The 13,598-nt window shown below is 71.6% G+C and carries 13 protein-coding genes, 2 tRNA genes and 1 pseudogene; 10 read left to right on the top strand and 6 right to left on the bottom strand.

Annotated elements, in window-relative coordinates; genetic code table 11:
* Positions 1-224 precede the first annotated feature (224 nt).
* From gyrB to ACXVGS_RS03885, 7 genes are all read left to right on the top strand, one after another.
* A complete protein-coding gene (gene gyrB, locus ACXVGS_RS03855) occupies positions 225-2,246 on the top strand; it encodes a DNA topoisomerase (ATP-hydrolyzing) subunit B (protein WP_458536643.1) in 2,022 nt (673 codons plus the stop codon).
* A 92-nt stretch (positions 2,247-2,338) separates the two neighbouring features.
* Positions 2,339-4,987 carry a DNA gyrase subunit A gene (gyrA, locus tag ACXVGS_RS03860; RefSeq protein WP_458528611.1) on the top strand — a complete coding sequence of 883 codons (2,649 nt, stop codon included), beginning with the start codon at positions 2,339-2,341 and terminating at the stop codon, positions 4,985-4,987.
* Positions 4,984-5,538, top strand: a complete 555-nt coding sequence (locus ACXVGS_RS03865; RefSeq protein WP_458536639.1) for a DUF3566 domain-containing protein — start codon at positions 4,984-4,986, stop codon at positions 5,536-5,538. Before gyrA ends, ACXVGS_RS03865 begins: the two co-directional genes overlap by 4 nt.
* 339 nt (positions 5,539-5,877) lie before the next feature.
* Positions 5,878-5,954, top strand: a tRNA-Ile gene (locus ACXVGS_RS03870).
* 33 nt (positions 5,955-5,987) lie between these two features.
* Positions 5,988-6,113, top strand: a complete 126-nt coding sequence (locus ACXVGS_RS03875; protein ID WP_458528613.1) for a DLW-39 family protein — start codon at positions 5,988-5,990, stop codon at positions 6,111-6,113.
* A gap of 44 nt (positions 6,114-6,157) precedes the next feature.
* Positions 6,158-6,230 (top strand) — tRNA-Ala (locus ACXVGS_RS03880).
* Positions 6,231-6,529: 299 nt separating this feature from the next.
* Complete coding sequence (locus tag ACXVGS_RS03885; RefSeq protein ID WP_458528615.1) at positions 6,530-6,763, top strand: lipopolysaccharide assembly protein LapA domain-containing protein; 234 nt, start codon at positions 6,530-6,532, stop codon at positions 6,761-6,763.
* Between the two features lie 88 nt (positions 6,764-6,851).
* On the opposite strand, the gene ACXVGS_RS03890 is transcribed toward ACXVGS_RS03885, so the two are convergent.
* From ACXVGS_RS03890 to ACXVGS_RS03915, 6 genes and pseudogenes are all read right to left on the bottom strand, one after another.
* The gene (locus tag ACXVGS_RS03890) at positions 6,852-7,139 is read right to left on the bottom strand and encodes a hypothetical protein (protein ID WP_458531793.1); all 288 of its coding nucleotides are present in this window, start codon (positions 7,137-7,139) and stop codon (positions 6,852-6,854) included.
* Positions 7,140-7,290: 151 nt separating this feature from the next.
* Entirely contained in the window at positions 7,291-7,806 is a 516-nt protein-coding gene (locus tag ACXVGS_RS03895; protein ID WP_458528648.1) for a TOBE domain-containing protein, read from the bottom strand.
* A 168-nt stretch (positions 7,807-7,974) separates the two neighbouring features.
* A pseudogene (locus tag ACXVGS_RS03900) lies at positions 7,975-8,355 on the bottom strand (ATP-binding cassette domain-containing protein); the annotation flags it as partial.
* Positions 8,356-8,420: 65 nt separating this feature from the next.
* Entirely contained in the window at positions 8,421-9,257 is an 837-nt protein-coding gene (locus tag ACXVGS_RS03905; protein ID WP_458535085.1) for an ABC transporter permease, read from the bottom strand.
* Positions 9,254-10,048: a molybdate ABC transporter substrate-binding protein gene (gene modA / locus ACXVGS_RS03910; protein ID WP_458528618.1), complete on the bottom strand. Its 795-nt coding sequence runs from the start codon at positions 10,046-10,048 to the stop codon at positions 9,254-9,256. Before modA ends, ACXVGS_RS03905 begins: the two co-directional genes overlap by 4 nt.
* Positions 10,045-10,452 (bottom strand): TOBE domain-containing protein, encoded by a 408-nt coding sequence (locus ACXVGS_RS03915; RefSeq protein WP_458528619.1) that lies wholly within the window; start codon positions 10,450-10,452, stop codon positions 10,045-10,047. Before ACXVGS_RS03915 ends, modA begins: the two co-directional genes overlap by 4 nt.
* A 202-nt stretch (positions 10,453-10,654) precedes the next feature.
* Here ACXVGS_RS03915 and ACXVGS_RS03920 point away from each other — a divergent pair, with 202 nt between their 5' ends.
* The 3 genes from ACXVGS_RS03920 to ACXVGS_RS03930 form a co-directional block, all read left to right on the top strand.
* Positions 10,655-11,545, top strand: a complete 891-nt coding sequence (locus tag ACXVGS_RS03920; protein ID WP_458528620.1) for an AAA family ATPase — start codon at positions 10,655-10,657, stop codon at positions 11,543-11,545.
* Between the two features lie 5 nt (positions 11,546-11,550).
* Positions 11,551-12,675: a vWA domain-containing protein gene (locus ACXVGS_RS03925; RefSeq protein WP_458536640.1), complete on the top strand. Its 1,125-nt coding sequence runs from the start codon at positions 11,551-11,553 to the stop codon at positions 12,673-12,675.
* On the top strand, positions 12,668-13,598 hold a 931-nt coding region (locus ACXVGS_RS03930; protein WP_458536641.1), incomplete at its 3' end, for an XdhC family protein. The genes ACXVGS_RS03925 and ACXVGS_RS03930, both read left to right, overlap by 8 nt.

Genomic DNA, 13,598 nt, shown 5'->3' on the forward strand with positions numbered 1-13,598 from the left:
CTCCTGAGCGGGGGTTTGTCGTCATCGACCGGTAGAATGATCAGCAATCGGCGGCTGTCGCGAGCGCAGGTCACGACCGGGACATTTCGGTCACCCGTCTGCGCCGCGGGCCGCTTCCCGTGCCCGCGCCTGCCCTGCAGCGCCGGGCCTGCGTCTGACTGCCACGAAGGAGCACTGTGTCCGAGGTCAGCCCCGACAACATCCCGAACGAGCCCACCCCGGACCTGGTCGCCGTCCCCGCGGCCGCATCTCCCGCCAGTCCCGCCTACGACGCCAGCGCCATCACGGTGCTCGAAGGCCTCGAGGCCGTGCGCAAGCGCCCGGGCATGTACATCGGCTCCACCGGTGAGCGGGGCCTGCACCACCTGGTCTGGGAGATCGTCGACAACGCGGTCGACGAGGCCCTGGCGGGGCACGCGGACCGGATCGAGGTGACCCTCCTGGCCGACGGTGGCGTCCGGGTGGTCGACAACGGCCGTGGCATCCCCACCGGCATGAACGAGCAGTACGGCGTCTCCACCGTCGAGCTCGTGCTGACCCAGCTGCACGCCGGTGGCAAGTTCGGCGGCGGGGGTTACAAGGTGTCCGGCGGCCTGCACGGCGTCGGGTCCTCGGTCGTCAACGCGCTCTCGACCCGGCTCGACGCCGAGGTCCGCCAGCTCGGCCACGCGTGGCGGATGAGCTTCGACCACGGCGAGCGGACCGCTCCGCTGCAGAAGATGGAGGAGACCGACAGCACCGGCACCACCATCACCTTCTGGGCTGACGGGGACATCTTCGAGTCCACGACCTATGACTTCGAGACGATCCGGGCCCGCTTCCAGCAGATGGCCTTCCTCAACAAGGGCCTGACCATCACGCTGACCGACGAGCGCCCCCGGGCGGCCGAGGCGGTGGAGGCCGAGGAGCTCGACGAGGGCGCGGCCTCCGAGGAGCCCAAGGCCCGCACGATCTCCTACCGCTACGACGGCGGACTGATCGACTACGTCAACCACCTGAACGCGTCCAAGCGCTCCGAGACGGTGCACCCCGACGTCATCTCGATCGAGGTCGAGGACGAGGAGCGCCAGCTCTCCCTCGAGCTGGCGATGCAGTGGACCAACGCCTACTCGGAGTCGGTGCACACCTACGCCAACACCATCAACACCCACGAGGGCGGCACCCACGAGGAGGGGTTCCGGGCGGCGATGACCAAGCTCATCAACGACTTCGCCCGCAAGCAGAACCTCCTCAAGGACAAGGACGACAACCTCACCGGCGACGACATCCGCGAGGGCCTGACCGCGGTCATCTCGGTCAAGCTCGGCGAGCCGCAGTTCGAGGGCCAGACCAAGACCAAGCTCGGCAACTCCGAGGTCAAGGGCTTCGTGCAGCGCGCCATGACCGACGAGTTCGGCCACTGGCTGGAGGCCCACCCGGGCGAGGGCAAGGACATCGTCCGCAAGTCGATCCAGGCCGCGGCCGCGCGCATGGCGGCCCGCAAGGCCCGCGAGGCCACGCGTCGCAAGGGCCTGCTGGAGTCCGGCGGCCTGCCCGGCAAGCTGCGCGACTGCCAGAGCAACGACCCGACGATCTCCGAGGTGTTCATCGTCGAGGGTGACTCCGCAGGTGGCTCGGCGGTGCGCGGGCGCAACCCGCAGACCCAGGCGATCCTGCCGATCCGCGGCAAGATCCTCAACGTCGAGAAGGCCCGCATCGACAAGGTGCTCGCCAACAACGAGGTCCAGGCGCTGATCTCCGGCTTCGGCACCGGCATCGGCGAGGACTTCGACATCACCAAGGCGCGCTACCACAAGATCGTGCTCATGGCCGACGCCGACGTCGACGGCATGCACATCCGCACCCTGCTGCTGACGCTGCTGTTCCGTTTCATGCGCCCGCTGATCGAGGCCGGCTACGTCTACCTGGCCCAGCAGCCGCTGTACCGCCTGAAGTGGAGCAACCACGCCCACGAGTTCGCCTACTCCGACCGGGAGCGCGACGCCATGGTCGCCGCCGGCCAGGCCCAAGGCTGGCGCCTGCCCAAGGACAACGGGATCCAGCGCTACAAGGGTCTGGGCGAGATGGACTACAACGAGCTGTGGGAGACCACGATGGACCCTGACCACCGGGTCCTGCTCCAGGTCACGCTCGATGACGCGGCCGCTGCCGACGAGATCTTCGCGATCCTCATGGGCGAGGACGTCGAGAGCCGGCGAGGCTTCATCCAGCGCAACGCCAAGGACGTGCGCTTCCTCGACATCTGACGCGGCACCGCCGGCGGCGCAGTGCGCCGGCCGGCGACCACACGTCATACCCACCGTCTTTGAATTGCCATGACAGATAAGGGATTTGGACTGTGACTGAGCAGCCGCCGACTTTTGAGACCGACCGGACCGAACCGGTCGACCTCAACCTGGAGATGCAGCGCAGCTACATCGAGTACGCCATGAGCGTCATCGTGAGCCGCGCGCTGCCGGACGTCCGTGACGGCCTGAAGCCGGTGCACCGTCGCGTGCTCTACGCGATGTACGACGGGGGCTACCGGCCCGACCGGGGCTACAACAAGTGCAGCCGTGTCGTCGGTGACGTCATGGGTCAGTACCACCCGCACGGCGACTCGGCGATCTACGACGCCCTCGTGCGCCTCGTGCAGGACTGGTCGCTGCGCTACCCGCTCGTCGACGGGCAGGGCAACTTCGGCTCCCCCGGCAACGACCCGGCCGCGGCCCCGCGGTACACCGAGTGCCGCATGGCGCCGATGTCGATGGAGATGGTCCGCGACATCGACCAGGAGACGGTCGACTTCAAGCCCAACTACGACGGCAAGACGATGGAGCCGGAGGTCCTGCCCAGCCGGTTCCCCAACCTGCTGGTCAACGGCTCCGCCGGTATCGCGGTCGGCATGGCCACCCAGATCCCGCCGCACAACCTGCGCGAGGTCGCCGAGGGCGTGCAGTGGTACCTGCGCAACGCCGAGGCCTCCCGCGAGGAGCTGCTCAACCACCTGCTGACCACGATCCAGGGCCCAGACTTCCCCACCGGCGCGCTGATCATGGGCCGCAAGGGGATCGAGGAGGCCTACCGCACCGGCCGCGGCTCGATCGTCATGCGCTCCGTGGTCGAGGTCGAGGAGATCCAGAACCGCCAGTGCCTGGTGGTCACCGAGCTGCCCTACCAGGTCAATCCCGACACCCTCGCCGAGAAGATCGCCGAGCTGGTCAAGGACGGCCGCCTGGCCGGCATCGCCGACATCCGCGACGAGACGTCGGGCCGCACCGGCCAGCGCCTGGTCATCGTGCTCAAGCGTGACGCCGTCGCCAAGGTCGTGCTGAACAACCTCTACAAGCACACCCAGCTGCAGACGACGTTCGGCGCCAACATGCTGGCGCTGGTCGACGGCGTGCCGCGCACCCTGCCGCTGGACGCGTTCATCCGGCACTGGGTGGACCACCAGATGGACGTCATCGTGCGGCGCACGACCTTCCGGCTGCGCAAGGCCGAGGAGGAGGCGCACATCCTGCGTGGCCTGCTCAAGGCCCTGGACGCCCTCGACGAGGTCATCGCCCTGATCCGCGCCTCGCAGACGGTCGAGACCGCCCGCGACGGCCTGATCGAGCTGCTCGGCATCGACGAGCTGCAGGCCATGGCGATCCTCAACATGCAGCTGCGTCGCCTGGCGGCCCTGGAACGGCAGAAGCTGATCGACCGCCACGACGAGCTCGAGGCGATGATCACCGAGTTCAAGGCGATCCTGGACTCCCCGCAGCGCCAGCGCGACATCGTCAGCGAGGAGCTGACCGAGATCGTCGACAAGTACGGCGACGCGCGGCGCACCAAGGTCGTGCCCTTCGACGGCGACATGTCGATGGAGGACCTCATCCCCGAGGAGGACGTGGTCGTCACGATCACCCGGGGCGGCTACGCCAAGCGCACCAAGGTCGACCTCTATCGCTCGCAGAAGCGCGGCGGCAAGGGCGTGCGCGGGGCGACGCTGCGCGGCGACGACATCGTGGAGCACTTCTTCACCACGACCACGCACCACTGGCTGCTGTTCTTCACCAACCTGGGCCGGGTCTACCGCGCCAAGGCCTACGAGCTGCCCGAGGGCGGCCGCGAGTCCAAGGGCCAGCACGTCGCCAACCTCATGGCCTTCCAGCCCGGGGAGCAGATCGCCCAGGTCCTGGACCTGCGCGACTACACCAGCGACCCCTACCTGGTGCTGGCCACCCGCAACGGCCTGGTGAAGAAGACGCGCCTGTCGGAGTACGACTCCAACCGCTCCGGCGGCCTCATCGCGGTCAACCTGCGCGACGGCGACGAGCTCGTCGGCGCGGGCGTGGCCTCGGCGGTGGACGACCTGCTGCTGGTCTCGGTCAAGGGCCAGTCGGTCCGCTTCCACGCCAGCGACGAGGCACTGCGCCCGATGGGACGGCCGACCAGCGGCGTCACCGGCATGAAGTTCCGCGACGGCGACTACCTGCTGTCGATGAGCGTCATCGAGGAGGGCACCGACCCGGACGTGTTCGTGGTCTTCGAGAACGGCCTGGCCAAGCGCACCCCCGCCTCGGACTACCCGGTCAAGGGGCGGGCCACCCTCGGCGTGCTGGTCGCCAAGATCTCCGAGCGCGGCGGCGACCTGGTCGGCGCGCTGACCGTGGACGAGGACGACGAGGTCATGGTCGTCATGGAGAAGGGCAAGATCGTCCGCTCCCGCGTCGACGAGGTGCACCGCACCCGCCGCAACACCCAGGGCGTGAAGTTCGCTACCCCCGACAAGGGTGACGCGATCGTGGCGGTGGCCCGCAACGCCGAGCGCGCCAGCGAGGCCGAGGTCGAGGAGGTCGCCGACGCCGTGGAGGCCTCTGCCCCAGGGACCGTGGTCGGTGCTGCCGTCAAGGACGGTGCGACGGATGTCGAGACGTCCGGCGCGGACGAGGGCAGCCCGGCCCCCGATGCCGTAACGTCGGGTGACGACGTGGACGGCGACACAGGAGGTCAGGAGTGAGCACCGCAGGTCAGTCCGGCGCGGCGACGCGCCCCGACATGAGCAAGCCGGCGGGATCGCCGAACCGCCCGGCCGAGCGGTCTGCTGACCGGCCGACCGAGGGCATGAGCACCTCGGCGCTGCCGGGCGGCTCCCGCCCGGCAGGCGCGACGGTGACCGGGACCGGCGCTGCCCGCCCGGCTGCCGCGCGGCGGGTCAAGCTCACCGTCTCGCGGGTCGACCCGTGGTCGGTCATGAAGATGTCGTTCCTGCTGTCGGTCGCCGTCGGCATCGCCGGCGTCGTGCTGATGGCGGTCCTGTGGCTGATCCTGTCGGGCATGGGCGTCTTCGCCGACGTCAACCGCACCGTGGAGAGCGTCCTCGGCACCAGCGGCGGCACGAAGTTCGACCTCATGGACTACATCGGCTTCGGCCGGGTGGTCTCCCTGTCGATCGTCATCGGCGTCATCGACGTGGTGCTGATGACCGCGATCGCCACGCTGGGCGCGTTCCTCTACAACGTCTGCTCGGCGCTCGTGGGTGGCCTGCAGCTCACCCTCACCGACGACTGAGCCTCGCAGCTCGCCACAGCGGCCGGTATGCCGCGCACGGACCCGTGCGCACGGCATACCGGCCGTTGTGGTTGTCGGGCGTGCGGCGGGAGCGTCCCCGGGGGTGTTGTAGGTCGTCGGTGGGGTGGAGTTATCCACAGGTGATGGTGGGGGGTGGTGGTGGCCTGAGTGGCGCGATCACGGTGCCGTCGCCCCCACCACCGCCGCCACCATCGGGTTGGTCGGCCGGTGGGGCGGGTGGGGTGGGATCCGTTTTGGTCGAGGCGGGGCCGGTGGGGTAATCTCGGGCGTCGCAAGGCGCCGGCGGAGTCCCGCCGAGCCTGCAGTGTGGATGAGTAGGGGCCTATAGCTCAGTCGGTTAGAGCGCTTCCCTGATAAGGAAGAGGCCACAGGTTCAAGTCCTGTTAGGCCCACCATCACATCCCCGGTCCCGCTGGAGGAGTCGGCTCGTGAAGAAGTTCCTGCTGCTGCTGGCCACCGTCTTCGGCGCCCTGGCGATTCAGAAGAAGCTCAAGGCCCAGAAGGCCGAGCAGGATCTGTGGGCCGAGGCGACCGACCAGCCCGGGACGTTGTGAACAGGCTTTTCCACAGGCTCATCCACAACTGAAGACAAACCCTCGGGGGCGTGGCGCAATTGGTAGCGCACCTGCTTTGCAAGCAGGGGGTTAGGGGTTCGAGTCCCCTCGCCTCCACCCCAGGTCAGAGGCCCTTCTCCACAGCGGAGAGGGGCCTCTTTCGTGTCCCTGGCAGCAGCGACCTGCAGCGGGAGGTTCCCATCACAGCTCGAGCCTTGTGGTGACGGGTGCCTGGGGTGACCATGGGAACGTCCGGCGGCTGCGGACGCGAAGCTGTGAGGAGGGGTCAGATCATGGCGGCAGCCACTCCTCCCCCGGGGCCAGCTGACGAGGGAGCAACCGAGACACCTGCGATCGAGGACGAGGCCCGGACGCAAACGCGTGCCCCTCGGCTCACTCGAGCGAGTGCCGTCTGGGTGGCCATCGGAGCCGCGCTCGTCCTCCTGATCATGCTGATCGCCTTCATGCTGCAGAACACGACGGAGGTCGAAGTCCACTTCCTCGGCTTGAGCGGCACCATCCCGCTGGGGATGGCCCTGCTGATCGCGGCCGTCGGTGGCGGCGTGGTGGTGGCGATCGCCGGGGTAGCCCGGATCACCCAGCTCCGTCTGAACGCGCGCCGAACCCGGCGCGGCACCGTTCGTGCCTGACGTCACCCTCCTGCGGCCGCAGTGGCAAGACTGCGCCCCCGCGCACCCGAGCCTCTTCCCTCCCGACGGGCGACGCCACTCGCGGTGCCTAGGGAGCGCGGTAGGGCTGGTCGCCCCGGACCCCACGCCGCAGCCGCAGCTCGTCCCGGATCGAGGGCGGCAGGGGCAGGTGGCGCGACTCCAGCGCCGCGGCATACGCCTCGAGCGCCGCCAGGAGCCGGACGCGGGCGGGTGACTCGATGGGGGCCCCGCCGTGGCGCGCCTCGCAGCGCTCGTCCGCCCAGGCCTGACGCGCCTGGTGCACCTCGCGCATGAGCAGCGCCAGGACCTCGTCGGTGGCCACGGTCCGCCCCGGCCGGGGAGCGGTGGAGGTCACGGCACGAACCTGGTGCAAGCCACGGGACACCTTCTTCCGCCGGTCTTGACCGGCTCCGCGCCGCCGGAACCCGGCCGCACCTCTGACGGTACGCCCCCAAAGCAAACAGCGAGGCCTGCTTTCAGCCACCGGCCGCATCCCCGAACCGGCGTCAGGCTCGGGACACCTCGGCGGTATGCCGGGACGTCGCCGACTCGGGGTAGGCGTCGGTCTCGGTCGCCTTGGCCGAGAGCCACACGTCCTGCCCCGGCCCGAGTCCGAGCTCGGCCACCGCCGCCGGCGTGACGTCGACCAGCGCCGACGGCGTGCCCTCGACGTTGACCCGCACCCGGTCGGTGAGCAGCTCCAGGCTCTCGATGGTGCCGGCCCACACGTTGCGCACACTGGCGTGCTCGGGCCGCACGGTGTGCACCGTGATCGCCGAGGGGCGCAACCCCACGAGCACCCGGTCCGAGCCCCGCGCCTCGGCAGTCGGCGTCACCGCCAGCACGCCACCGCCGTCTAGGGCGACGCTGCCGCGGTCGGAGTCGAGCCGACCGGCATACAGGTTGAGGCCGACCAGGCGCGCGACGTACTCCGTCGCGGGGTGACGTGCCACCGACGCGGGGGTGCCCTGCTGGACAACCCGGCCACCCTCGATGACCAGCAGCCGGTCGCACAGCACCATCGCCTCGAGCGGGTCGTGGGTCACCACCAGCACGGGCCCGGCGAAGAACGCCAGGTGCCGGCGCAGCAGGGTCCGCACGTCGAGCCGGGTGCCGGCGTCGAGCGCCGACAGCGGCTCGTCGAGCAGCAGCAGCCCGGGGTCGGCGGCCAGGGCCCGGGCCAGGGCGACGCGCTGCGCCTGTCCGCCGGACACCTGCGCGGGCCGCCGGTCGGCCAGCTCGGCCAGGTCGAGCCGCTCCAGCCAGCCGCGGGCGACCTCCCGGGACCGGCGCCGGCCAAGGCCGCGGGACCGCGGCGCGAACGCCACGTTGTCCAGCACGCTCAGGTGCGGGAAGAGCCGGTAGCTCTGGAACACCAGCCCGACCGGCCGCTGCTCCGGCGGGACGAACACGCCCTCGCCGTCGAGGACCGCGCCCCCGATGCGGATCGTCCCGGAGGCCAGCCCGGTCAGTCCGGCGAGGGCCCGCAACAGCGTCGACTTGCCGGCACCGTTGGGACCCAGGACGCCGAGGACCTCCCCCGGCGCGACCGTAGCCGAGACGGCCAGCCGGAAGTCCCCACGCTCGACCACCCCGTCGACCTCGAGGGCGGCAGAGGTTTCACGTGAATCCACGCTCACGCCGCGCTCCCCGCCCGCAGCCACCGGTCGCGCAGCACCGCGAGGATGACCACGGACACCACGAGCAGCACCAGCGACAGCGCGATCGCCGCCTCGGGGTCGCTCTCCAGCGCCAGGTAGACCGCCAGCGGCATCGTCTGGGTCCGCCCCGGGAAGCTGCCGGCGAAGGTGATCGTCGCCCCGAACTCCCCCAGCGCCCGGGCCCAGCACAGCACCGCCCCGGCACCGAGCGACGGCGCCACCATCGGCAGCGTCACCCGGCGGAACACGCCCAGCCGCGAGGCGCCCAGCGTCGCCGCCGCCTCCTCGTAGCCCCGGTCGGCCGCCCGGAACGCCCCCTCCACCGTCACGACGAGGAACGGCATCGCCACGAACGTCTCGGCGACCACCACTCCGGCGGTGGTGAACGGCAGGGTGATCCCGGTCCATGCCTCCAGCAGCCGCCCGAGCACCCCCTGCCGCCCGAACGCCAGCAGCAGCGCCACGCCTCCCACCACCGGCGGCAGCACCAGCGGCAGGGTGACCAGCGCCCGCAACAGGGTCATCCCCGGGGCCCGCACCCGCGCCAGCACCCACGCCAGCGGCACGCCGAGCACCAGCGAGATGACCGTCGCCGTGGTCGCGCAGACCAGCGAGAGCCGCAGCGCCTCCGCCACGTTGGCGTCGGTCAGGAGGCCACCGAGGCTGCCCCACGGCGCCCGCAGCAGCAGTCCGGCCAGTGGCACGAGCAGGAACGCCGCCCCCACCAGCGCCGGTATGCCGAGTGGCCACGGCACGCTCGCGGGTCCGGTGACGTCGTGGTCACCGCCCCGGCGTGCCGAGGCCCGGGTCACGGCTTGGCGAACCCGTCGGCCGCAAGGACCTGCTGCCCCGCCGCGGAGAGCACCAGGTCGGTGAACGCCGTGGCAGCAGCGGGGTTGGGCGCCTTGGCCAGCATGGCGATCGGGTAGGACGTGGAGGCGTTGACATCGGCCGGGATCGGGATGCCCTTGACCTTGCTGCCGGCGGCGCGCACGTCTGTCACGTAGACCACACCCGCGTCGACCTCCCCGAGGCTGACCTTGGCCAGCACCGACTTGACGTCGACCTCCTCGGTGACCGGCGTGACCGTGACGCCGGCCTTGTCGAAGACTGTGGCGGCCGTGGCGCCACAGGGCACCGAGGCCTGGCACAGGGCCACCTTGACGCCGTTGCGCGCCAGGTCCTTGACCCCGGCGACGTGGGCCGGGTTGTCCGGCGGCACCGCGATCTCCATCTGGTTGCTGGCAAAGGGCTTCGGGGCCGTGGCGGCGCCCGCCTGCACCACCTGGTCCATGTTCTTGATGCTCGCCGAGGCGAAGACGTCGGCGGGTGCCCCCTGGGTGACCTGCTGGGCCAGGCCGGAGCTCGGGCCGAAGCTGAACACGACGTGCGTGCCCGGGTGCAGCTTCTCGAACTGCGCCCCCAGCGTCGAGAACGCCTCCTTCAGCGAGGCTGCGGCGAAGACGGTCACCGTGCCGCCGACCGAGGACGACGAGCCCTGCGTGGGCGTCGCGGTGGTGGACGCCGACGAGCCGCAGGCGGCCAGGGCCAGGACGGCGCCGGCGGCGAGGCCAGAGAGGACGGACCGGTGGCGAGTGCTCATTGCGCCGGAACCTCAACGACGACGTTGGTGGACTTCACCGCCGCGATCGCCAGGACGCCGGGCTCCAGCCCGAGCTCGTCGGCGGCCTCGCGGCTCATGAGCGAGACGAAGCGGTGCGGTCCGGCCTGGATCTCCACCTGGGCCATGACCGTGTCGCGCAGCACCTTGGTCACCAGCCCCTGGAACCGGTTGCGCGCGGACTCCGAGACGACCGGCCGGGGCTGCGGGCGCTCGGCCGCGGCGGCGAGCTCCTCGGCGAAGCGGGCCAGCACCGCGCCCTCGACGGTGCGCCGCCCGGAGGCGTCGGCGACGGTCTCGAGCCGGCCGGCGTCGGCCCAGCGCCGGACGGTGTCGTCGCTGACGCCGAGCAGCTCGGCCGCCTCGCGGATCCGGAACGTCGTCATGTCTCGCAGCCTATCCGCAGATGCGGACTACACAAGGAGCAGAAGGTCAGCACCTGCGGACCAAGCCACGCACCTGAGCCGCACCGTCATCGGAAGGCACCAAGGCGGCATACCGGCTCTTGGCAGGTTCTCACCACGGCCGGCGCACCCCCGTGCCGTAGCGTGAGGACGCAGCCCAACCCCCCACGCCGGAGGACCCGAGTTGGCCGTCGACACCAGCAGTCCCCAGGCGATCGCCGACGCCCTCGACCGGGTGGGCTACCTCGCTGACGAGGGCCTGGCCACGGCGGCGTTCCTGGCCCTGCAGCTCGAGCGGCCGCTGTTCTGCGAGGGCGAGCCCGGCGTCGGCAAGACCAGCCTCGCGCTGGCCCTGGCGCAGGAGCTGGGCGGGGAGCTGGTGCGCCTTCAGTGCTACGAGGGCATCGACTCCACCCAGGCCCTCTACGACTGGGACTTCCCCCGGCAGCTGCTGCACCTGCGCGCGGCCGAGGCCAGCGGCATCACCGACCCCGCCGCGACCGAGGCCTCGCTCTACGACCGGCGCTTCCTGCTGGCCCGGCCGGTGCTGCGGGCGCTTGAGACCTCCACTGCCGAGCACCGCAGCGTGCTGCTGGTCGACGAGATCGACCGGGCCGACGACGAGTTCGAGGCGTTCCTGCTGGAGGTGCTCAGCGACTTCGCGGTCACCATCCCCGAGCTCGGCACCGTCCGGGCGCAGGTGCCGCCGGTCGTCATCATCACCAGCAACCGCACCCGCGACGTGCACGACGCCCTCAAGCGGCGTTGCCTCTACCACTGGATGGACCACCCGGGCCGGGAGCGCGAGATCGCCATCCTGCGCCGACGGGTGCCGGGGCTGTCCGAGACCTTGGCCGCGCAGGTCGCCGACGCGGTGGCCCGGCTGCGCGGGCTCGGCCTGCTCAAGCCGCCCGGGGTCGCCGAGTCGCTGGACTGGGCCCGCTGCCTGCAGGCGCTCGGCGCCGTTGCCATCACCCCCGAGCTGGCCACCGCGTCGCTCGGCGCCGTCGCCAAGTACCGCGAGGACCTCGAGGCGATCACCGCCCACGGGGTCGCGAACCTCATCCCGGGGTGAGTGCCGTGACCACCGTCGCGCTCGAAGAGGTCATGGTCGGCTTCGGTGAGGCGCTGCGCCGCGCCGGCGTGGGTGCCCACCCCGACCGGGTCCGCTCGTTCCTCGAGGCGCTCACCCGGCTCGATGCGCTCTCCCGCCAGGACGTCTACTGGGCCGGCCGGCTGACGTGCTGCTCCCGGGCCGAGGACATCGCCGTCTACGACCGCGTCTTCAAGGCCTACTTCCGCCCCGACGACGGGGTCCCGCAGAGCCGTGCCCGGGTCGAGGTCGAGCGCGGTGTCGGTGTCGAGGACCCCGGAGCCGGTGAGGAGGGCTCCGAGGAGGCCGCCGTGACCAGCACCGCCAGTGTCCGGGAAGTGTTGCGGCACAAGGACGTCGCCCGCCTCGAGGAGCACGAGCGCGCGGCCGTGCACCGTCTCGTCGCCGCGATCTCGACCGACGGGCCGCACCGGGTGTCCCGCCGTACCGCACCAGCGCGGCGCGGCCGCCTGGACCGGCGCGGCACCACCGCGGCCATGCTCCGCGCCGGCGGGGAGCCGGCCCGGCTGCGGCACCGCCGACGCACCGTCACCCCTCGCCGGGTCGTCCTCGTGCTCGACGTGTCCGGCTCGATGAAGGCCTACGCCGACGCGTTCCTGCGCTTCGGCCACGCCCTGGCCCGGACCCGCCCGCACACCGAGGTCCTCACCGTCGGCACCCGGCTGACCCGGGTCACCAGCGCCCTGCGCCAGCCGACCGCCGACGCCGCGCTGGCGGCGTTCGCCGCGACGGTGCCCGACTGGTCCGGTGGCACGCGGCTCGGCGACAACCTGCGCCAGCTGCTGACCACCTGGGGACAACGCGGCCTCGTGCGGGGCGCCGTCGTCGTCATCGCCTCGGACGGCTGGGAGCGCGGCGACACCACCGAGCTGCGCGAGCAGATGGAGCGGCTGCACCGGCTCGCCCACCGGGTCATCTGGGTCAACCCGCACAAGGGCAAGGAGGGTTACGCCCCCGCCACCGCCGGGATGCAGGCCGCACTGCCGTCGGTCGACGAGTTCCTCGCCGGGCACAGCGTCGCCACGCTGGAGGAGCTCGCCCGGGTCATCGCCACCGACCACAGCAGGCAGCGGGAGCCCAGACATGCGTGACCTCGTCCCCGACCTGCGCGCGTGGGTCGCCGGCGGCCGGCCGTTCGCGCTGGCCATGGTCACCCGCACCTGGCGGTCCTCCCCGCGCCCCGCGGGCGCGGCCATGGCGGTCAACGCCGACGGCGAGGTCGTCGGCAGCGTCTCCGGCGGCTGCGTCGAAGGTGCCGTGTATGACGTGGCGCAGCAGGTGCTCGCCGACGGCACCGCCCGCGGGGCGCACTACGGGATCAGCGGCGCCGACGCCTTCTCCGTCGGGCTGACCTGCGGCGGCGAGCTCGACGTCACCGTGGTGCGGGTCGCCCCGGCCACCGACCCGGGCTTCGCCGCCGTGCTCGACGCGATCGAGGCCGGCACCCCGGTGGCCGTCGCCACGGTCGTGGCCGCACCGGACGACCACGGCCCTGCGGTCGGCGACCGGCGGATCGTGTTTGCGGACAAGGCGATCGGGACGCTGGGCACCGACCGGCTGGACGATGCCGTCACCGACGACGCCCGGGGGCTGCTGCGCGCCGGGCGCAGCGAGGTCCTGCACTACGGCCCCGACGGGCAGCGCAGGCCGGACGAGCTCGAGGTGTTCGTGGCGGCGTTCGCGCCGCGGCCGCGGATGATCGTCTTCGGCGCGATCGACTTCGCCCGTGCCGTGGCGCGCACCGGCGGCTTCCTCGGCCACCATGTCACCGTGTGCGACGCCCGGCCCGTGTTCGCCACGCCGGCGCGCTTCCCCGAGGCCGACGAGGTCGTCGTGCGCTGGCCGCACGCCTACCTGCAGGAGGAGGTCGACGCCGGCCGCGTCGAGCAGAGCACCGTGCTGACGGTGCTCACCCACGACCCCAAGTTCGACGTCCCGCTCCTCGAGGTCGCCCTGCGCAGCCCTGCCGGCTACGTCGGCGCCATGGGCTCCCGGCGCACCCACGCGGCCCGGC

Source organism: Oryzihumus sp. (assembly GCF_054325275.1).

What these genes read in the sequence shown, in the direction of transcription:
- ACXVGS_RS03895 (WP_458528648.1), bottom strand. Translation starts at nt 7,806, where the DNA reads ATGGTGCTGTGCGACCGGCTGCTGGTCATCGAGGGTGGCCGGGTTGTC.
- ACXVGS_RS03915 (WP_458528619.1), bottom strand. Translation starts at nt 10,452, where the DNA reads ATGACGACGTTCCGGATCCGCGAGGCGGCCGAGCTGCTCGGCGTCAGC.
- modA (WP_458528618.1), bottom strand. Translation starts at nt 10,048, where the DNA reads ATGAGCACTCGCCACCGGTCCGTCCTCTCTGGCCTCGCCGCCGGCGCC.